This window comes from Bacillus marasmi, from assembly GCF_902168435.1.
Lineage (GTDB): Bacteria > Bacillota > Bacilli > Bacillales > Cytobacillaceae > Bacillus_BU > Bacillus_BU marasmi.
In genome coordinates, this window is the sequence record NZ_LR656165.1 from 404,005 (window position 1) to 423,200 (window position 19,196).

Consider the following 19,196-nt stretch of genomic DNA (forward strand, 5'->3'; position numbering starts at 1 on the left):
AACGTGCGACCTTCTGGCCGGCTCGTCTTATGCTTGTCGGGGCTTATCGAGCCGCTTCCGCTTTTCGACTTGTCTAGCTCCTGCGGCTAGCCCCTCGAGGTCTTAAGCCAATCCGTCCAAAAGGTAAACTACAACCTTTCGGCCGGCTCGTCTTAAGCTTGTCGGGCTGGTCAAGCCGCTTCCGCTTTTCTAAAATCAAGGGAAACGTGGGAATTTGCCAAAGTCTGGTTTGCGTTTTTCTTTGAACGCATCGCGTCCTTCTTTGGCTTCATCAGTTGTGTAATAAAGCAAAGTTGCATCCCCTGCGAATTGCTGAATACCAGCAAGTCCGTCAGTATCAGCATTGAACGCTGCTTTTAAGAAACGAAGTGCAGTTGGGCTCATTTCAAGCATTTCCTCACACCACTTAACTGTTTCTTCTTCCACTTGAGCAAGCGGAACAACAGTGTTAACAAGTCCCATGTCTAATGCTTCTTGAGCATTGTATTGGCGGCATAGGTACCAAATTTCACGAGCTTTCTTATGTCCAACGATACGAGCTAAATAGCCTGAACCGTAACCAGCATCAAAGCTACCTACTTTTGGACCAGTTTGTCCAAATCTTGCATTGTCAGCTGCAATTGTTAAGTCACACACGATATGTAATACATGTCCGCCACCGATTGCATAACCTTTAACCATTGCCACAACTGGCTTAGGAATTACACGGATTAAGCGTTGCAGGTCAAGCACATTTAGGCGTGGGATTTTGTCATCACCAACATAGCCACCATGACCGCGCACTTTTTGGTCTCCACCTGAACAGAATGCGTCATCTCCTGCACCTGTTAAGATGATAACACCAACTTCACTGTCATCACGAGCTTCTGCAAAAGCATCAATTAGCTCCATTACCGTTTTTGGACGGAATGCATTGCGTACTTCTGGACGGTTAATCGTAATTTTGGCAATGCCATTGTATGTTTCATAAAGAATGTCTTCGTATTGTTTACGAGCTACCCATTCAACTGTCATAAACTCTTCCTCCTTAATTATGTAGATTGTAGAAACTCCCTTACTATTGTACCAAATTTTTCATCTTGTTCCACATGAATTGCATGACCACAAGCATCAACTACAATCCATTTGCTATTTTTCACCAATTGGCACATTTCACTCGCAATTTGGCAAAACTTTTTATCAAGTGAACCGGTTATCAGCAATGTCTCACTGGTAAGCTGCTCAAGCGCCTCCCAGTTCGACATTTGAGCACCTGTGCCCATTCCAATCAAGCTACCCGAAAGCCCTTCAACAGAATTGGATAAGCGTTGCTCTCGAATCCCTTTACGCACCTCTTCAGGGAGCCCCAATTGCGTTTGAAACAAAGGGATTTCTTCCCAAAAATCAACAAACTTTTCGATGCCTTCGGTGGAAATAAACGCTGCAAGCTTCGCATCGCTTTCCCGACGCTGCGCCCGTTCTTCCTCCGTCTTTAATCCTGGAGAAGCACTTTCCAATACAAGCTTTCTGACCATTTCTGGATGAGCTAATGCAAACGACAATGCCAAACGGCCGCCCATCGAATATCCAAGAAAATCAGCACAATCAACGCCTAACTTCGATAGCAATGCGGCTAAATCCTCGACTACCTTATCCATTAAATAACGCGAAGAATCGCTAGGAGCATCACTTTCACCATGTCCAATGATATCAACCATGATTAACTGAGACTGCTCCGACCATTTGTCACTAAAACCGCGCCAGTTCGTGCCTGCACCGGTAAATCCATGAAGCAGCACGAGTGGAAAGCCCTCACCCACGACCTCAACATGGTAGTGAATCCCGTTAACACTTATCTTCATTGAGCTGCACCTTTAAGCCAAATTTCTATTTCCTGGGAAACACTTTTCCACAATTCTCGATGCTCTTTTAAATTTGTGTCGCGTTCTGTTACGAGCTCATGCACGTTCAAACCAGCATTTTGCGCAGGTTTCTCAAGCGATTGAGCCAAGTGCTCCCAATCGTTAACCTTTGTATATTCACCACCGTACAATTGGACAGCATGGCTAAAATCAAGATCAACTGGCGTGCCAAATAATAATTCGAAATGCTTCGGATGATTTGATTGGGGTAAAAAGGAAAATATACCGCCACCATTGTTATTAATCACAACAACATCAATCGGGATACTATGCATTTTCGACGCTACTAAACCATTCAAATCATGGAAGAGAGTTAAATCGCCTAATATTAAATAGAGCGGCTGATGGACAAATGCCGCGCCCAAGGCAGTCGAAACAATTCCATCGATGCCATTCGCACCACGATTAGCCATCACGCGAATATTTTTATCATTATTATGGAAAAAAGAATCCAAATCGCGAATTGGCATGCTATTACCGACAAATACAGTCGCATTTTCCGGTAGCAACTCTGCCAAACGATAAAATAATTTAGCTTCACTAAGCTTTGTCTCATCATTTACGATGGTTAAGCTTTGCTTTGTTACGGTGTTCAAGCCTGTCCAGCGCTGTAAATAGCTTGATTGGCTCCGCGCCGAAATATGCGGTAGCACTGCTTGACACAACAAAGCCTCATCGCAATAAATCATTTCTGAAGTAATCGCATTTGGATCGCGCCAGCCTCCACCACCATCGATTACATAATGAGTCGCTTCACTGTTTTCTTTTAAGAAAATCGTCAGTGCCTTCGAGACCGGCATCGCCCCAAAGCGAATGACGATATCAGGTTTCACATAATCCTTTGCTGGTTGATTTCTTAAAAATGTATCATATGTATCGATTACTAAATCCTTGCTATGTTGGCCGCTTCGCAGTTGTGATAATGGGTCGGCTAAAATCGGGAATTGCAGCTTCTCTGCCAAATCTAAAAGTGCAGCTTGAAATGATGAATCTTCGATCGGACCACAAACAATGATTCCTTTTTCCGAGTTTGACCATGTTTGAGCCAACCGAGTAAATTCACCCAGTGGCAATGTTAATTGACCACCATGAATCTTAATCGAGCCTTTTACCCGTCGATATTTTTCAAATAGCTCTGGATCATCGAGCTGCGGGATTAACGGTTCACGGAATGGAAAATTCAAATGAACCGGACCGGCAGGAGTCATTTGTGAAGTGGCAATCGCCCGGGCACAAACGGTTTGGGCGTATGAAATCATTTCATTCGTTGCTTCGGGTAAGGCCATCTCAACAAACCATTTCACATGGTTGCCATATAAGTGTATTTGATTAATCGCCTGGGGCGCTCCGACATCGCGAAGTTCATGCGGTCTGTCTGCAGTCAGCACAATCAACGGTACTCGTGAAATATTCGCTTCTACCACCGCTGGGTAGTAATTGGCTGCAGCAGTCCCGGAAGTACAAAGAAGCGCCACCGATTTATGGGACGCCTTGGCTATTCCTAATGCAAAAAATCCTGCAGAACGCTCATCAATTTGGATATGTACCCGAAGGCCGGGATGCTCGGCCATCATTAACGCAAGTGGAGTTGATCGTGAACCGGGGCTGACGACTACATCAGTCAAACCTGATTGTACAAGCTCTCCAACAAATGCTGCTAAATATGCAGTAAGTGATTCCTGGTGATTCATGTTATTCTCCTCCAAGCGCGGTTAACATCGGACGAAACTTAATGTTTGTCTCTAAGTATTCACTTTCTGAATCTGAATCGGCAACAACACCGCAGCCGGCAAACAAAGATGCTTCGTTCCCTTGAATTAAACCGGAGCGAATCGCAACGGCAAACTCTCCGTTACCACGATAGTCAAGCCAGCCGATTGGCGCGGCATAAAAGCCGCGGTCGAGCAACTCAACTTCACGGATTTTTTCAACAGCTTCTTTTTTGGGCAAGCCACCAAGTGCGGGTGTCGGATGGAGTCGTTCGATGATTTGCAGTAGTGACGCATCATCATCGGTTTTTCCAATAACCGGAGTATATAAATGCTGGATATCACGCATTTTCATCAATTGTGGCTGATTAGGCAGTATTACTTCCGTACATACCTCGCTCATCGCCTCTTTAATCATATCTACAACATACTGATGTTCAATTAAGTTTTTTTGATCAGCTAAGATGTCAGCACCCAACACCTTATCCTCTTCAAGCGTTTTCCCCCGTTTGATTGAACCTGCTAAACAGGTTGTGAACACATCATTGCCGTTCTTTTTCAAAAGACGTTCAGGTGATGCGCCAACAAAGCAATCTCCCTCGGATTCAAACGCAAAAATAAAGCTATCAGGCTGTTCACTGAACAAGTTCTCAAGTACCTTTTCAACCTGCACCGGCTCATTGAAATGCAATCTGAGCTCACGGGCTAGTACAACTTTTTTCAGTGGGCCTTCCTTTAATTCATCAACAATTGCATCGACTGTTTTTTTCCAAGCTTCTGGCTGTATTTCCTCTGTTCTTTCAAGTTGACTTCTATAAAAAGAAAAAGAACGATTGGCCGTTAACAATAACCGCTCACGCTCTTGCCAAACTTGCTCCACCATAGATGTATCATCATCTTCAGTGCAAAGAATATTTGTTGTTAAGTATGCTTGCCCTTCAATTATTGAAAGCATATACTTTGGAATGTGAAATAGTGAATTTGAATAATTAGACCAAAGCGCGGTTTTGGTTTTTAATGGATCAAAAGAAAAGCCACCAAATAGAGCCGGACCTACGCCCATATGTGAAAAAGGATTAAAGATAATCGAATTTTCAATAAAGCGCTTCCACTCGTTTTGGACATAATTAAAACGATCAGTTACCTGATCTGTTTCAAATTGCTGACAAATCCCTAAACCAACTAAAAAGCTTTGGCTTGATGCGTCCTTCCAAAAGAAACGTTCACCAAAGTATTTTTCACTACCAGAAAAGAAAAATGACAGGGGTTCGATAGGATCAATTTTTTGAACTTCACTAACTAAAACAGGTAAAGTTAAAGCCTTGGCCTTTGAAATCGCTTCGAAGATCCGCGTCTTTAACCCCGAATGTAAGATTACCAAAATAATCCCCCCAATAACAGCAAAAAAGACTGTTATCCTTTCATTTTAAACTTATTATAAGATACCCCTTTTTAAAAATCATGTCAATAATTGGCGTATAATCGCATCCTAGTATTTTCCTTATTATTATGTCATTTCACCAAGTCTATACAAATTGGTCACACTATTTCTATCAGATTTGTAAATTGACCCAGTAAATTTCCGCTTCAGGCTTAGTTTTCCTTATAAAACTATCCTTCCATCCAATAATATCATCCTTTTGATATTGTTTTCCAATCCCACGATAATAATTGACTAACCTTTCGACATTTTTTACACTTAGATTAAGTGCTCCTTTGACAGGTTTTGATTTTTTCAGTAAAATAATAAAGTTTGATTCTATAATTTTTGCAAAGGAGAGTCTAATATATGCAACCACAAATGCAAAATACAAAGTCTTCATCGGTTGTAAAACGGACCAGCTGGGGTGTTTGGTGGCAACTTACTCGACCTCATACGTTAACTGCAGCATTTGTACCAGTGCTCCTCGGAACTGCGTTAGCAATGCCGCATACTGATATTCATATTGGACTTTTTGCTGCAATGTTGCTTGCTTGTTTACTCATCCAGGCTGCAACCAATATGTTTAATGAATACTATGATTTTAAAAGAGGTTTAGATACAGCTGAGTCAGTGGGAATTGGCGGAGCAATCGTAAGAGAAGGAATTCAAGCAAGAACGGTTCTATATATTGCGTTAGCCTTATACGGAATCTCGCTATTACTCGGGGTTTACATTTGTGCCAGCACAAGCTGGTGGCTTGCTTTGATTGGTTCTGTATCAATGCTTATGGGTTATTTATACACAGGCGGTCCGATTCCAATTGCTTATACTCCGTTTGGTGAACTATTTGCCGGCTTTTTCATGGGCTGCTTAATCGTATTAATTTCGTTCTTCATTCAAACTGGAACTGTCTCTGATACAGCGATTCTTGTATCGATTCCAAGTACTATTTTAGTAGGTGCCATTCTGATGGCCAATAATATACGGGATTTAGACGGAGACAAAAAGTTCGGACGTAAAACATTAGCGATTTTACTAGGCAGAAAAGGTGCTATTCTATTTTTAGCTGGTATGTTCATTGTTTCATATGCTTGGGTGTTTGCATTAATTTTCTTGAGTATCGTAACGCCATGGTTAGCTGTTGTTGTGTTGAGTGCACCAAAGCCACTTAATGCAATAATCGGGTTCTTCAAGAACAACATGCCGTTGCAAATGATGCCAGCAATGAAAGCAACTGCACAAACGAACACAATCTTTGGATTCCTGCTTTCTATCGGATTGTTTATTTCCTATTTACTATAATTTTAAATCTTAAATGTTATTACGACCCAGGTGTTATTTGCACTTGGGTCTTTTCTTGTCTGCTGCACGATTTTAGGGGATTGGAATGGAAAGTAGCAGTTTGCTAGTTGGTTTCGGGGTTACACATAAAATAAGTAATCAATAAGGGTGATTGGCTATTTGGTTTTAAGGGATATACATAAAATATGTACTCAATAGGGGCGATTGGCTACTTCGTTTTCAGGGGTACACATAAAATAAGTACTCAATGAGGGCGATTGGCTACTTGGTTTTAAGGGGTACACATAAAACAAGTACTCAATGAGGGTGATTGGCTACTTCGTTTTCAGGGTTGCGCATAAACCAAGTAACCAATGAGCGCGATTGGCTACTTCGTTTTCGGGGGTACGAATAAAATAACTACTCAATGAAGGTGATTGGCTACTTCGTTTTAAGGGGTACACATAAAATAAGTAATCAATAAGAGTTCCTTCATTCCTGAGTTAGGTGCTTGTGCATTTTCCTATAAGATACTATTACATTCCTAAATAGAAAAACGGCTCAGGAGCATAATCCCGAGCCATTTTTTATAATCAGACATTACCCACGGTTGATTTTCCAAATACCATTGGCGTATTCTTGTATCGTCCGGTCACTTGAGAAATAACCTGAGCCAGCAATATTGTGCAAGCTCATTTTGATCCACATATCCCGATCCCTAAATTTGTTTTCTACTTCTTTATGAATCGAAACATATGAATCAAAATCTCTTAGTACAAAATACTGATCGTTTTGAATTAACAATGAATCGTAGATTGGCACGAATTCATCATCGACATCAGAGAAGAAGCCATTTGTTAATTGGTCAATCACCTGGCGTATCTTTTTATCGTGATGATAGTATTCCATTGAATGGTAGCCGCCATTTTGATAGAAATGGAGAACCTCTTCGGCAGTTAAGCCAAAAATAAAGATATTATCGTCGCCGACTTTTTCTTTAATCTCCACATTTGCTCCATCAAGTGTGCCGACAGTTAACGCTCCATTCATCATGAGCTTCATATTCCCAGTACCAGAGGCTTCCTTACTCGCGGTCGAAATCTGCTCGCTGACATCAGCTGCCGGAAATAGCTCCTCCGCAACTGAAACGCGGTAGTTTTCCAAGAATACTACCTTCAGCATATCGTGAACATCAGGGTCCCCGTTAATCCGATCCGCAACGGTATTAATGAGCTTGATGATTTTCTTAGCATAATAATAGCCTGGTGAAGCCTTTGCACCAAAGATGAACGTCCGTGGATACATTTTAAAGCCTGGATCCTCTTTTAAGCGATTGTACAAATGCATAATGTGAAGAATATTCAACAACTGCCGCTTGTAGGCATGGAGTCTCTTCACATGAACATCAAAAATCGAATTGGGATCGATACTGATGCCCGTTTGCTCATATACCCTTTGTGCGAACCGAAACTTGTTATCCTGTTTTACTACACGTAGCGAATCTAAAAAGCCTCTGTCATTCTGAAATTCCCTTAGTTTGACCAATTGCTGCGGGTCATGAACCCAGTCAATTCCAATTGCACTCGTAATTAAGTTTGAAAGCTTAGGGTTGGATTTTACCAACCAACGGCGATGGGTAATCCCATTCGTCTTATTATTAAACTTATCGGGAAAAATTTGATAAAACTGATTCATTTCTCGATTTTTTAAAATATCAGTGTGAATTTGCGCTACCCCGTTAATGCTGAAGCTTCCAACAAGGGCAAGATGCGCCATCTTTACCTCATCATGAGTAATGATGGTCATATTATTGATGCGATCCCAATCGCCAGGATATTGCTTCCACAAATCCTCACAAAAACGGCGATTGATTTCCTCAATAATCATATAAATACGTGGTAGCAATGGCTTGAACAAGCGGACAGGCCATTTCTCCAACGCCTCAGAAAGGGTAGTATGATTTGTGTAGGAAATCGTTCTCGTTGTAATATCCCAAGCCTCTTCCCAGCTCAGCTTGTCCTCATCAAGAAGAATCCGCATCATTTCAGGGATTGCCATGACAGGATGAGTGTCGTTAATATGTATCGCAATCCGATCAGGCAACTCTGAGAGTGGGCGATGCGTTGCCCGGAAGCCTCTCATGATGGTCCGAACACTTGCAGAAACAAGCAAATATTGCTGCTTAAGACGAAGGATTTTCCCATCATCATGTGTATCATCTGGATAAAGAAACTCAGATATTGCCTCAGTTTCCCGCTTATACCTCATCACATCTCGGTAAAATGGATATGGTGAAGGCTCGGCACTCCATAACCTGAGTGTATTAACCGTTTCCGTTTGATAGCCAATTACAGGCAAATCATAGGGGACAGCCGTAACCACTTCAGAATTTATATGACGGAAGCAAAGGCGACCCTTCTCGTCATTATAAGCTTCGATTTCGCCCCAGAACGGCACTTCAACGGCTAAGTCATTTTTTCGGACCTCCCAAACTTGTCCATAACGGAGCCATTGTTCGGGAAGCTCAACCTGATAACCATCAACAAACTTTTGCTCGAACAGTCCATGACGGTAACGAATCCCGCAGCCATGACCAGGGAGATTTAATGAAGCAAGAGAATCTAAAAAGCAAGCAGCAAGTCGACCTAATCCGCCGTTTCCTAGACCTGCATCAGACTCAATCTCTTCCAAGTCACCTAAATCTACGCCAAGCTCCTTCAAACCGCTTTCCACCAATTCTTCAATTCCTAAATTCATTAAATTATGGCGCAAAAGGCGGCCAAGCAGGAACTCAATCGATAAATAGTAAACTTGCTTTTGACCGTTCAACCGGTACTTTTCTTTCGTATGAATCCAATTGGAGCTAACATATTCTCGAATCATATGACCAAGGGTTAAAAAATGGTCACTCTTCGTGCTTTCCTTAAACGGTTTACCACACATCATCTCTAGTCGCTTTAAAAAGGCGTGTTGAAATTCCTGTTTATTAGAAAACATGGCTTTCACTCCTTGATATCAGTTCGGAATAAAGCCGATTGTATTGAAATGCTGATTGCGCCCAGCTATAATCCTTTGACATCGTTGTTTTCACCAACTTTTTCCAAGTTGGTTTTTTATAATGATAGAAAGATAAGGAACGACGCAATGTATACAGCATATCGTGTGCATTGAAGTTCGTGAACGAAAATCCATTCCCTTTATCCGACCATTCATCATATGCTTGTACCGTATCATTTAGTCCGCCAGTTTCCCGAACGAGCGGGATACTACCATAACGCATGGCAATCAATTGTCCTAGACCACAAGGCTCGAATTTAGACGGCATCAAGAACAAATCAGAGCCAGCATAAAGCTGGTGTGCCCATTCTTCATTGAAGCCAATTTGAACTCGGACCTGGTCTGGATAACGGTGCTCCATTTCACGGAAGAACCATTCGAACTCCAAATCCCCCGTACCCAACACGACCATTTGAATTTTTTCTGCCATCATCTCATGAAAAACAGCTTTAACAAGATCAAGACCCTTTTGCTTTGTTAATCGAGTAATCATCGCCACAATCGGAATGTCATCGTTTTGCGGAAGACCGAGTGTTTTTTGAATAAAACGTTTATTCTCAAGCTTCTTCTCCAACTTCTGCACATCATAATTTTGATGAATAAGCGGATCATTAGCAGGATTATAAAATTCATCATCAATCCCGTTTAAAATCCCCTTTAAATCAGATTGGCGTTTACGAAGAAGACCATCCAGCTTTTCACCGAAATATGCCGTTTGAATTTCCTCGAGATATGTCGGACTAACGGTCGTGATCATGTCCGCCGACACAAGGCCGGCTTTCATGAAATTGATATTTCCGAAAAACTCTAAATGATCCTGATTAAAATACTTGCTGTGAATACCTAATAAATCATCCATCGTTTCTTTCGGAAAAACACCTTGAAACATTAAATTGTGAATCGTAAAAATCGTACGGATGAATTCATAGCCTGGCTTGCGGTAATATTCAACCCGATACAAGAATGGAATCATTCCAGTATGCCAATCGTGGCAATGGATAATATCTGGGGAAAAATCCAAATGACTGATCGCATCGAGGACAGCACGATTAAAAAAGGCAAATCTCTCTCCATCATCGAAATATCCATATAAACCATCACGTTTAAAATAATACTCGTTGTCAATAAAGTAATACGTTACTCCATCAAGCTTAAGCTCCATAACTCCACAATATTGATTTCTCCAACCAACCTTGACAGTGAAATCAGTTACTTTCTTCATCTTAAGCTTATACTTTTGGGCGATCATTCCATAGTTTGGAAGAATCACGCGAATATCAGTACCTTGATTCACAAGCTCCTGTGGCAGGGAACCAGCAACATCTGCAAGCCCACCTGATTTGATAAATGGAGTACATTCTGAGACTGCAAACAATATTTTCACGAATTCATCAGAGCTCCTTGAACCGTATCCTTGCGAAGAATTTTTGGTGCATCTGGTGAAACACGAATTCTTCTTCCAGACTCAATAATTACATCTTTATCTAGAATGACATTTTCCAGAATGCAATTATCGCTAATCTCACATTTTTGTAGTATCACACTATTTTTGATGACGGTATTTTTCCCAACTTTTACGCCTCTGGCAATGATGCTGTTTTCAACTCTTCCATCAATTTGGCAGCCATTGGCAATCATCGAGTTTTGAATCGACGCCTCTTTCGCATATAGCGTCGGTGGCTCATCCATTACCTTCGTAAAGATTGGCTGATCCTTTTGGAAGAATTTTTTCCAAATCGCTGGCTGTAAAAACTCCATGCTCGTTTCATAATACTTTTTCACAGAGTCAACCATCACTGCATAGCCTTTAAATTGGTAATAACAAACCTTGTAATCATGATTCAGTGAATGAACAACATCATTCATTGAAGTAAATCCTGTTTTCTCATGGTTCTCCAGTAGCTCAATTAATAGAGATGTCTTTAATAAGTACATATCCATCGACTTGCCCTCATGACGAAGCTCAGTAATATCGCAATCTGCATCGATATGCGCATCTAAAATCGTCCGGAAATCGATATTGGCCACTGTAAAGCAATTCGCAACTAATGTATATTCCTGTGAGCTACGCTTGAAAAAGCTTAAATGTGCAGCAAACTGATCAAACGAGTTGCCCCCATTAGGCAGGTCGAACAATTGTGGTGGAAATAAGAACAACCCATCGCGCTTGCGGTTTAAATCCCAATTTCTACCGGATCCTAAATGATCCATAAGTGAGTGATATTGATATTTTGGAAAAAGTGCTACACTTTTAATACCCGAATTCACCATGCTAGATAGCACAAAATCAATTAATCGGTAGCGTCCCGCAAATGGAACAGCCGCCAAAGACCGTTCGATAATAAGCTCCTCTAGATCCCCTTTATAGGTTGCATCGATTACCCCTAATAATTTCTTTTTCAACGCTGAAACCCTCCCAATTATTTATCTATCGCAAACAAATTTCGCTTTATCTTTTTATCCAATCTTCTTTTTCAGCGTCGATTCTGTTTGTATTTCTATGTCATCAAGCATCTCTTCTGATACTAAAATAATGCCCTCTGGGTCTTCCGTACCACGAATCACTGCCCCATCTGGTATGGTTATCCCTCCAGGAATAATCGCCTTCTCAATGTACACGTTTCTACCAATTACGGCTTCTGGCATGATCACTGATTCACGTACCACCGCGCCGGCTTCAATCGTAACTCCTTGGAAGATGACAGAGCGTTCCACATCTCCTTCAATTGTGCAGCCTTCGTTAATCATCGAACCTAACACGGAGGCTTGCGGTGAAATATATTGTGGAGGCTGGTTCGGATTGACAGAATAGATGCGCCATGATGGATCAAATAGATTCAATTCGCATTTTTCATCCAACAGGTCCATATTCGCTTCCCAAAGGCTGCGAACAGTACCAACATCCTTCCAATAGCCTTTAAAAGGATAAGCTACTAGCTTTTTCTCTTCCTCTAACAAGCGTGGAATAATATCCTTTCCAAAATCGTGACTGGAATTCGGAGTGTCATTATCCTTGATCAAGTATTCTTTTAACACCTTCCAATTGAAGATGTAAATTCCCATCGAAGCTAAATTGCTTTTTGGAAAATCTGGCTTTTCTTCAAACTCAGTGATGCTCATATCATCCGCAGCATTCATGATGCCAAAGCGGCTCGCTTCATCCCATGGAACCTCAATAACTGATATCGTTACATCCGCGCCTTTTTCCTTGTGGAAATCTAGCATTGCTTCGTAATTCATTTTATAAATATGGTCTCCAGAAAGGATTAACACGTACTCTGGGTCATATTGGGTTAAATAATTGATATTTTGATAGATTGCACTAGCCGTACCGGAATACCATTTCACTTCCGATGTTTCTGCATATGGAGGAAGTACTGTTACTCCACCGTTTCTTCTATCTAAATCCCATGCACTGCCGATGCCGATATATGAATTCAATAATAGCGGTTGGTACTGAGTTAAAACACCAACTGTATCGATGCCTGAATTTGTGCAATTACTTAATGCAAAATCAATAATTCGATATTTTCCTCCAAATGGTACAGCCGGCTTAGCAATCTCCTTTGTTAAGGAATTAAGCCTGCTTCCCTTTCCTCCTGCCAACAGCATGGCGACGCACTTTTTCTTTCCCACTATCTCCCAGCTCCTTTCTTTGTTTTACAGGGCGCAATACAGTGATTCCAAAAGGAGGAATCGTCATTTCAATCTGGTACGGTCTACCGTGAAATGGTTCATCTATTGCTTTAAGTACTTTCTTATTAACATTATTAGCACCACCGAAATCGGTAGCATCACTATTGATAATTTCTCGATAGGTTCCTGCCTTTGGTACCCCTACTTTATAATTTTCATATGGTAGCTCACTAAAATTGCACACCACAATCAAAAATTCATCGGAGCCTGTTCCTTTACGAATAAATGAAAAAATAGACTGATCTTGATTGTTTACATCTATCCATTCAAACCCCTCATACGTATGATCCAGCTCGTATAATGGTTTTGAACGCTTATATATTTTTAATAATTGTTTCCAATACTCATTCATCTTAACGTGCATCTCATAGTCAAATAAGTTCCAATCTAACTGTTCCTTATCCTTCCATTCGGAAAACTGACCAAATTCTGTTCCCATAAACAGTAATTTTTTCCCTGGATGAGCCATCATGTAGCCAAGCAACAATCTTAGTTGCGCAAACTTACGCCAATAATCCCCAGGCATTTTATTCAGAAGTGATTTCTTTCCATGAACAACCTCATCGTGTGAAAAAGGAAGTATGAATTTTTCTGAAAAGGCATATAGAAAAGAGAATGTGACCTTATTGTGCTGCGTAGAACGATGCTCCGGTTCTGTTTCCATGTAGCTCAGCATGTCATTCATCCAGCCCATATTCCATTTATAGCTGAAGCCGAGTCCGCCGTGTTCAACCGGTACCGTTACTTGGGGCCAATCCGTGGAATCTTCCGCAATCATCATAACCGTAGGATCCTGTTGGTGGACAATCTGATTTAAATGCTTTAGAAAATCAAGTCCAAACGTATTCACATGTTGGCCGTCTGAATTTGGCCAGAAAATGATGTTTGAAACTGCATCTACTCTAAATCCATCGATATGGTAATGTTTCATCCAAAACAGCGCGTTGGAAATTAAAAAGCTATGAACCTCTTTCTTACCTAAATCAAAATTAGCTGTTCCCCAAACATGATTTTCACGATCATGTTCTGCTTTGTATTCATAAGCGTAATCTCCATCAAACCGATACAGGCCATGAGCATCCTTACAAAAATGCCCCGGTACCCAATCTAGAATAACTCCTAGTCCGTGCTGATGACATTGATCAACAAAATACATAAAATCATCTGGTGTGCCATAACGACTTGTTAAGGAATAATATCCAACACCTTGATATCCCCAAGAGATATCGAGCGGGTGTTCAACAAGTGGTAATAGCTCCACATGGGTAAATCCCTCATCAAGTACATAAGGAATTAACTCATCAGCCAATTCACGATAATTTAGGAAGCTTTCGTCTTCTTTTTTCTTCCACGAGCCTGCATGGACTTCATAGATCACCATCGGATCATTAGCCGCACTTTTTCTTGCCTTCTTCCGCTTCCATGCCTGGTCGTTCCATTTGTAACCGTCTAGGTTGTATACAACTGAAGCTGTACGTGGTCTCAGCTCTGAGTAGAAACCATATGGGTCAGCTTTTAAAAGTCGTTCCCCAGTTTGCGAAATAATTTCATACTTGTATAATGAGCCCTCAAGGTTTCCCTCGAGAACGAGCACCCAAACTCCCTCTTTATTTAACTTATGTAACGAATACCCCAATCCATTCCAATTATTAAAATCTCCAACAACATTTACCTCTGTTGCATGTGGAGCCCACACACAAAATCTAGTAAATTGTCTACTATCTTCTTCAAAGATATGTGCACCAAATAATTGATAGCCTTCATACAATGTACCAGCATGAAAAAGATATAATTCAAACTCAGTTGGTAAAAATGTTTTCACTGTCATATGACACCCCGCCACCCTTTTTTTACTTGGCCTATTTAGTACTATACCTCGATATCCATTATTATCCTACCGATAATTTTCCAAATATTAAGACAGTATCTGTTCTTTTATGATACATACCGAGTCGATTCACTGTGATTTGTTCTAATTCGACATATTTTACATGTTGATTTGACAAAATAAACATAAACACAAAAGGGGGTCTATTAAAATGAAAGCGCAACCAGGAAAACGGCTAGAAAACAACGAAGAGAAGGTCCCACTATTTGAGGCTCCAGATGGAAAAATACTAGCGACAGGCGATATGTTCCGAGGTCCTTCCACAGGATTTATATCAGATCTAGATCTAAACAATCCTGGTTCAAAATTACCATCAGATGATATAGAACAGCAGTTGAGGTAGTTGTATAACACCTGTATTTTGTTATTTTAAAATAACATTTTTGGAATTTTTTGTAATTTGGTTGGAAATTTATAAGTGGTGGCACGATATGAAGTTTAAGTTACCGCTGAGACGATTTTTGCTTGATTATGGGAATCATTCATTTGCTATGGTTCTCGTTATGATCGATTATTGGGGCGATCGGGCATCATACGTCTCCTATGGTTACCGTTTCGATTCTTTTTGGGGGTTATTGGGCATCATACGCCTCCAATGGTTACCGTTATGATTGATTTTTGGGGTGGTCGGGCATCATACGCCTCCTATGGTTACCGTTCGGTTTGTTTTTTGGGCGGCACGGGCATCATACGCCTCCTATGGTTACCGTTCGGTTTGTTTTTTGGGGTGGACGGGTATCATACAGCCTCTATGGTTACCGTTCGGTTTGTTTTTTGGGTGGCACGGGCATCATACGCCTTCTATGGTTACCGTTCGGTTTGTTTTTTGGGGTGGACGGGTATCATACAGCCTCTATGGTTACCGTTCGGTTTGTTTTTTGGGCGGCACGGGCATCATACGCCTTCTATGGTTACCGTTCGGTTTATTTTTTGGGGTGGACGGGTATCATACAGCCTCTATGGTTACCGTTCGGTTTGTTTTTTGGGTGGCACGGGCATCATACGCCTTCTATGGTTACCGTTCGGTTTGTTTTTTGGGGTGGACGGGCATCATACGCCTCCTATGGTTACCGTTCGGTTTGTTTTTTGGGGTGGACGGGTATCATACAGCCTCTATGGTTACCGTTCGGTTTGTTTTTTGGGCGGCACGGGCATCATACGCCTCCTATGGTTACCGTTCGGTTTGTTTTTTGGGTGGCACGGGCATCATACGCCTTCTATGGTTACCGTTCGGTTTGTTTTTTGGGGTGGACGGGCATCATACGGCCTCTATGGTTACCGTTCGGTTTGTTTTTGGGGATGGACGGGCACCATACGCCTCCTATGGTTACCGTTCGGTTTGTTTTTTTGGGTGGACGGGCATCATACAGCCTCTATGGTTACCGTTCGGTTTGTTTTTTGGGTGGCACGGGCATCATACGCCTTCTATGGTTACCGTTCGGTTTGTTTTTGGGGATGGACGGGCACCATACGCCTCCTATGGTTACCGCTGCGATTCATTTTGGCGGTGATTGGGCATCATACACCTCCTATGGTTACAGTTGCTATCCATTATTGGACGGCACGGGCATCATACACTCGCTTGCCTAATCTACGAAACACAAAAAAGCTATTAACTTAGTAGTTAATAGCTTTTTCCTATGACCCCTACGGGATTCGAACCCGTGTTACCGCCGTGAAAGGGCGGTGTCTTAACCGCTTGACCAAGGGGCCAATTTATCTGGCGGAGAAGGAGGGATTTGAACCCTCGCGCCGGTTACCCGACCTACACCCTTAGCAGGGGCGCCTCTTCAGCCTCTTGAGTACTTCCCCAAATAAATGGCTCCGCAGGTAGGACTCGAACCTACGACCGATCGGTTAACAGCCGATTGCTCTACCACTGAGCTACTGCGGAACAATAAAAAGTTTATATAGAAAATGGGCCTAAATGGACTCGAACCATCGACCTCACGCTTATCAGGCGTGCGCTCTAACCAGCTGAGCTATAGGCCCTTAATGGAGCGGGTGATGGGAATCGAACCCACAACAACAGCTTGGAAGGCTGTGGTTTTACCACTAAACTACACCCGCGTAAAATTTTAATGGGGCGACTGATGGGAATCGAACCCACGAATGCCTGAACCACAATCAGGTGCGTTAACCACTTCGCCACAATCGCCATAATGTCAATCATTTTTAAAGATGATAAAGGTGGCTCAGGACGGAATCGAACCGCCGACACATGGATTTTCAGTCCATTGCTCTACCGACTGAGCTACTGAGCCATAAATGGCGGTCCGGACGGGACTCGAACCCGCGACCTCCTGCGTGACAGGCAGGCATTCTAACCAACTGAACTACCGGACCATATTGCGGGGGCAGGATTTGAACCTGCGACCTTCGGGTTATGAGCCCGACGAGCTACCGGGCTGCTCCACCCCGCGACGGTAAAAATTATAATATTTTATTCATGCCCTTAGATTTAGTAAGGGCTGTCCCGATTTCGGAAAGCTTATTCAAGTAGCCTCTCAATCGGTACAACTCGCAGTATTTCGATGAAGTAACGCTCGTTGCTCCACCCCGCGACGGTAAAAATAAATATTAATTTTATAAATAAAATGGCGGAGGAAGAGGGATTCGAACCCCCGCGCGGTTTAACCCGCCTGTCGGTTTTCAAGACCGATCCCTTCAGCCGGACTTGGGTATTCCTCCGCGATAAAAATATTAATGGTGGACCTTGTAGGACTCGAACCTACGACCGGACGGTTATGAGCCGTCTGCTCTAACCAGCTGAGCTAAAGGTCCCAATATGGTAGCGGCGGAGGGGATCGAACCCCCGACCTTACGGGTATGAACCGTACGCTCTAGCCAGCTGAGCTACACCGCCATAATGGTATTTGAGATTAAATTGGTGGAGCCTAGCGGGATCGAACCGCTGACCTCCTGCGTGCAAAGCAGGCGCTCTCCCAGCTGAGCTAAGGCCCCATTAAATAAGAAGTGTGGATGGTCGGGAAGACAGGATTCGAACCTGCGACCCCTTGGTCCCAAACCAAGTGCTCTACCAAGCTGAGCTACTTCCCGATTTAGATGTCAGAGTTCAGATGTTAGATGTCAGAATTTCAGAATTGCTTCGAAGCTTTTCTTTCAATTTGACTTATCACTTCTGATTTCTTACTTCTAGAAATGGCGCGCCCGAAAGGAGTCGAACCCATAACCTTCTGATCCGTAGTCAGACGCTCTATCCAATTGAGCTACGGGCGCATATATTAAAGATGGTGCCGAGGACCGGAATCGAACCGGTACGGTAGTCACCTACCGCAGGATTTTAAGTCCTGTGCGTCTGCCAGTTCCGCCACCCCGGCAAAAATAGTAAGAGCGGAAGACGGGATTCGAACCCGCGACCCCCACCTTGGCAAGGTGGTGTTCTACCACTGAACTACTTCCGCATATAATCAAGTGCGGGTGAAGGGAGTCGAACCCCCACGCCTTGCGGCGCTAGATCCTAAGTCTAGTGCGTCTGCCAATTCCGCCACACCCGCAAATATAAGATGTCAGATGTCAGATATGAGAGGTCAGAATTTTAGTATTGCTTCGAAGCAAAACAAACATTCTAACTTCCGACTTCTGATTTCCCACCTCTAAAATGGTGAGCCATGAAGGACTCGAACCTTCGACCCTCTGATTAAAAGTCAGATGCTCTACCAACTGAGCTAATGGCTCGAAAAATGGTGCCGGCTAGAGGACTTGAACCCCCAACCTACTGATTACAAGTCAGTTGCTCTACCAATTGAGCTAAACCGGCATGGTGGAGGATGACGGGCTCGAACCGCCGACCCTCTGCTTGTAAGGCAGATGCTCTCCCAGCTGAGCTAATCCTCCAATTGTATAACAGCCCGGCAGCGTCCTACTCTCACAGGGGGAGAGCCCCCAACTACCATCGGCGCTGAGAAGCTTAACTTCCGTGTTCGGTATGGGAACGGGTGTGACCTTCTCGCTATCGCCACCAGACTATTATTTTTCATAGCGACATTATTTATTATAATATCTTTTATGAATTTTGCAAGAGAAAAATTTAAAATTCATTCTCTCAAAACTAGATAATGTAGAAGAAATATAAATAAGATATCACCTAAACTTGGTTAAGTCCTCGATCGATTAGTATCAGTCAGCTCCACATGTCGCCACGCTTCCACCTCTGACCTATCAACCTAATCATCTTTCAGGGATCTTACTAGCTTACGCTATGGGAAATCTCATCTTGA

General features: G+C 42.5%; 11 protein-coding genes, 21 tRNA genes and 2 rRNA genes. 2 read left to right on the plus strand and 32 right to left on the minus strand.

The genetic code is table 11. The features are described from left to right. Positions 1 to 195: 195 nt before the first annotated feature. The 4 genes from menB to FXW34_RS04135 are packed head-to-tail and all read right to left on the minus strand — an operon-like array spanning position 196 to position 4,994. On the minus strand, positions 196 to 1,014 hold the full coding sequence (gene menB, locus FXW34_RS04120) for a 1,4-dihydroxy-2-naphthoyl-CoA synthase (RefSeq protein ID WP_147532708.1): 819 nt from the start codon (positions 1,012 to 1,014) through the stop codon (positions 196 to 198). A 17-nt stretch (positions 1,015 to 1,031) separates the two neighbouring features. Continuing rightward, positions 1,032 to 1,841, minus strand: coding sequence for a 2-succinyl-6-hydroxy-2,4-cyclohexadiene-1-carboxylate synthase (menH, locus tag FXW34_RS04125; RefSeq protein WP_147532709.1), 810 nt, complete (start codon positions 1,839 to 1,841; stop codon positions 1,032 to 1,034). Next, positions 1,838 to 3,592: a 2-succinyl-5-enolpyruvyl-6-hydroxy-3-cyclohexene-1-carboxylic-acid synthase gene (gene menD, locus FXW34_RS04130; RefSeq protein WP_147532710.1), complete on the minus strand. Its 1,755-nt coding sequence runs from the start codon at positions 3,590 to 3,592 to the stop codon at positions 1,838 to 1,840. The genes menH and menD overlap by 4 nt, the downstream gene beginning before the upstream one ends. A gap of 1 nt (position 3,593) precedes the next feature. After that, on the minus strand, positions 3,594 to 4,994 hold the full coding sequence (locus tag FXW34_RS04135) for an isochorismate synthase (protein ID WP_147532711.1): 1,401 nt from the start codon (positions 4,992 to 4,994) through the stop codon (positions 3,594 to 3,596). Positions 4,995 to 5,399: 405 nt separating this feature from the next. Here FXW34_RS04135 and FXW34_RS04140 point away from each other — a divergent pair, with 405 nt between their 5' ends. Further along, a complete protein-coding gene (locus tag FXW34_RS04140; protein WP_147532712.1) occupies positions 5,400 to 6,335 on the plus strand; it encodes a 1,4-dihydroxy-2-naphthoate polyprenyltransferase in 936 nt (311 codons plus the stop codon). A 579-nt stretch (positions 6,336 to 6,914) separates the two neighbouring features. Here FXW34_RS04140 and FXW34_RS04145 read toward each other — a convergent pair. Genes FXW34_RS04145 through glgB form a run of 5 tightly spaced genes read right to left on the minus strand, consistent with a single transcriptional unit; the run spans position 6,915 to position 14,895 of the window. After that, on the minus strand, positions 6,915 to 9,311 hold the full coding sequence (locus FXW34_RS04145; protein WP_147532713.1) for a glycogen/starch/alpha-glucan phosphorylase: 2,397 nt from the start codon (positions 9,309 to 9,311) through the stop codon (positions 6,915 to 6,917). Beyond that, positions 9,301 to 10,755, minus strand: coding sequence for a glycogen synthase GlgA (gene glgA, locus FXW34_RS04150; RefSeq protein WP_147532714.1), 1,455 nt, complete (start codon positions 10,753 to 10,755; stop codon positions 9,301 to 9,303). Before glgA ends, FXW34_RS04145 begins: the two co-directional genes overlap by 11 nt. Further along, positions 10,752 to 11,774, minus strand: coding sequence for a glucose-1-phosphate adenylyltransferase family protein (locus FXW34_RS04155; protein ID WP_147532715.1), 1,023 nt, complete (start codon positions 11,772 to 11,774; stop codon positions 10,752 to 10,754). Before FXW34_RS04155 ends, glgA begins: the two co-directional genes overlap by 4 nt. Before the next feature lie 54 nt (positions 11,775 to 11,828). Then, entirely contained in the window at positions 11,829 to 13,007 is a 1,179-nt protein-coding gene (locus FXW34_RS04160; protein WP_147532716.1) for a glucose-1-phosphate adenylyltransferase, read from the minus strand. Continuing rightward, positions 12,949 to 14,895, minus strand: a complete 1,947-nt coding sequence (gene glgB / locus FXW34_RS04165; RefSeq protein WP_147532717.1) for a 1,4-alpha-glucan branching protein GlgB — start codon at positions 14,893 to 14,895, stop codon at positions 12,949 to 12,951. The genes FXW34_RS04160 and glgB overlap by 59 nt, the downstream gene beginning before the upstream one ends. Positions 14,896 to 15,106: 211 nt before the next feature. On the opposite strand from glgB, the gene FXW34_RS04170 reads away from it, so the two are divergent. Next, a complete protein-coding gene (locus tag FXW34_RS04170) occupies positions 15,107 to 15,298 on the plus strand; it encodes a hypothetical protein (protein ID WP_147532718.1) in 192 nt (63 codons plus the stop codon). 1,298 nt (positions 15,299 to 16,596) lie between these two features. Here FXW34_RS04170 and FXW34_RS04175 read toward each other — a convergent pair. The 23 genes from FXW34_RS04175 to FXW34_RS04285 all read right to left on the minus strand — a co-directional run. Further along, positions 16,597 to 16,668 (minus strand) — tRNA-Glu (locus FXW34_RS04175). Positions 16,669 to 16,676: 8 nt separating this feature from the next. Continuing rightward, positions 16,677 to 16,767 (minus strand) — tRNA-Ser (locus FXW34_RS04180). A gap of 7 nt (positions 16,768 to 16,774) precedes the next feature. Continuing rightward, positions 16,775 to 16,849 (minus strand) — tRNA-Asn (locus tag FXW34_RS04185). 24 nt (positions 16,850 to 16,873) lie between these two features. Next, positions 16,874 to 16,947: transfer RNA gene (locus tag FXW34_RS04190), tRNA-Ile, on the minus strand. A 4-nt stretch (positions 16,948 to 16,951) separates the two neighbouring features. Beyond that, positions 16,952 to 17,025: transfer RNA gene (locus tag FXW34_RS04195), tRNA-Gly, on the minus strand. 12 nt (positions 17,026 to 17,037) lie between these two features. Further along, positions 17,038 to 17,113, minus strand: a tRNA-His gene (locus FXW34_RS04200). 33 nt (positions 17,114 to 17,146) lie between these two features. Next, a tRNA-Phe gene (locus FXW34_RS04205) sits at positions 17,147 to 17,219 on the minus strand. A gap of 5 nt (positions 17,220 to 17,224) precedes the next feature. Then, positions 17,225 to 17,301: transfer RNA gene (locus FXW34_RS04210), tRNA-Asp, on the minus strand. A 3-nt stretch (positions 17,302 to 17,304) separates the two neighbouring features. Continuing rightward, positions 17,305 to 17,378, minus strand: a tRNA-Met gene (locus tag FXW34_RS04215). A gap of 175 nt (positions 17,379 to 17,553) precedes the next feature. Then, a tRNA-Ser gene (locus FXW34_RS04220) sits at positions 17,554 to 17,646 on the minus strand. Between the two features lie 16 nt (positions 17,647 to 17,662). Next, a tRNA-Ile gene (locus FXW34_RS04225) sits at positions 17,663 to 17,739 on the minus strand. 5 nt (positions 17,740 to 17,744) lie between these two features. Next, positions 17,745 to 17,821: transfer RNA gene (locus tag FXW34_RS04230), tRNA-Met, on the minus strand. Positions 17,822 to 17,843: 22 nt separating this feature from the next. Continuing rightward, positions 17,844 to 17,919: transfer RNA gene (locus FXW34_RS04235), tRNA-Ala, on the minus strand. 19 nt (positions 17,920 to 17,938) lie between these two features. Next, positions 17,939 to 18,015, minus strand: a tRNA-Pro gene (locus FXW34_RS04240). 103 nt (positions 18,016 to 18,118) lie between these two features. After that, positions 18,119 to 18,195, minus strand: a tRNA-Arg gene (locus FXW34_RS04245). 12 nt (positions 18,196 to 18,207) lie between these two features. Further along, a tRNA-Leu gene (locus FXW34_RS04250) sits at positions 18,208 to 18,296 on the minus strand. 12 nt (positions 18,297 to 18,308) lie between these two features. Beyond that, positions 18,309 to 18,380: transfer RNA gene (locus FXW34_RS04255), tRNA-Gly, on the minus strand. Between the two features lie 11 nt (positions 18,381 to 18,391). Beyond that, positions 18,392 to 18,473 (minus strand) — tRNA-Leu (locus FXW34_RS04260). A gap of 105 nt (positions 18,474 to 18,578) precedes the next feature. Beyond that, positions 18,579 to 18,654, minus strand: a tRNA-Lys gene (locus tag FXW34_RS04265). 6 nt (positions 18,655 to 18,660) lie between these two features. Further along, a tRNA-Thr gene (locus tag FXW34_RS04270) sits at positions 18,661 to 18,736 on the minus strand. Position 18,737: 1 nt separating this feature from the next. Then, a tRNA-Val gene (locus tag FXW34_RS04275) sits at positions 18,738 to 18,813 on the minus strand. Positions 18,814 to 18,825: 12 nt separating this feature from the next. After that, positions 18,826 to 18,942: ribosomal RNA gene (gene rrf, locus FXW34_RS04280) — 5S ribosomal RNA — on the minus strand. A gap of 127 nt (positions 18,943 to 19,069) precedes the next feature. Beyond that, positions 19,070 to 19,196, minus strand: a 23S ribosomal RNA gene (locus FXW34_RS04285); the annotation flags it as partial.

Excerpts from the sequence above, each read along its gene's own strand:
- menD (WP_147532710.1), bottom strand. The coding sequence starts at position 3,592 with ATGAATCACCAGGAATCACTTACTGCATATTTAGCAGCATTTGTTGGA.
- menH (WP_147532709.1), bottom strand. The coding sequence starts at position 1,841 with ATGAAGATAAGTGTTAACGGGATTCACTACCATGTTGAGGTCGTGGGT.
- menB (WP_147532708.1), bottom strand. The coding sequence starts at position 1,014 with ATGACAGTTGAATGGGTAGCTCGTAAACAATACGAAGACATTCTTTAT.
- glgB (WP_147532717.1), bottom strand. The coding sequence starts at position 14,895 with ATGACAGTGAAAACATTTTTACCAACTGAGTTTGAATTATATCTTTTT.
- FXW34_RS04140 (WP_147532712.1), top strand. The coding sequence starts at position 5,400 with ATGCAACCACAAATGCAAAATACAAAGTCTTCATCGGTTGTAAAACGG.
- FXW34_RS04170 (WP_147532718.1), top strand. The coding sequence starts at position 15,107 with ATGAAAGCGCAACCAGGAAAACGGCTAGAAAACAACGAAGAGAAGGTC.
- FXW34_RS04145 (WP_147532713.1), bottom strand. The coding sequence starts at position 9,311 with ATGTTTTCTAATAAACAGGAATTTCAACACGCCTTTTTAAAGCGACTA.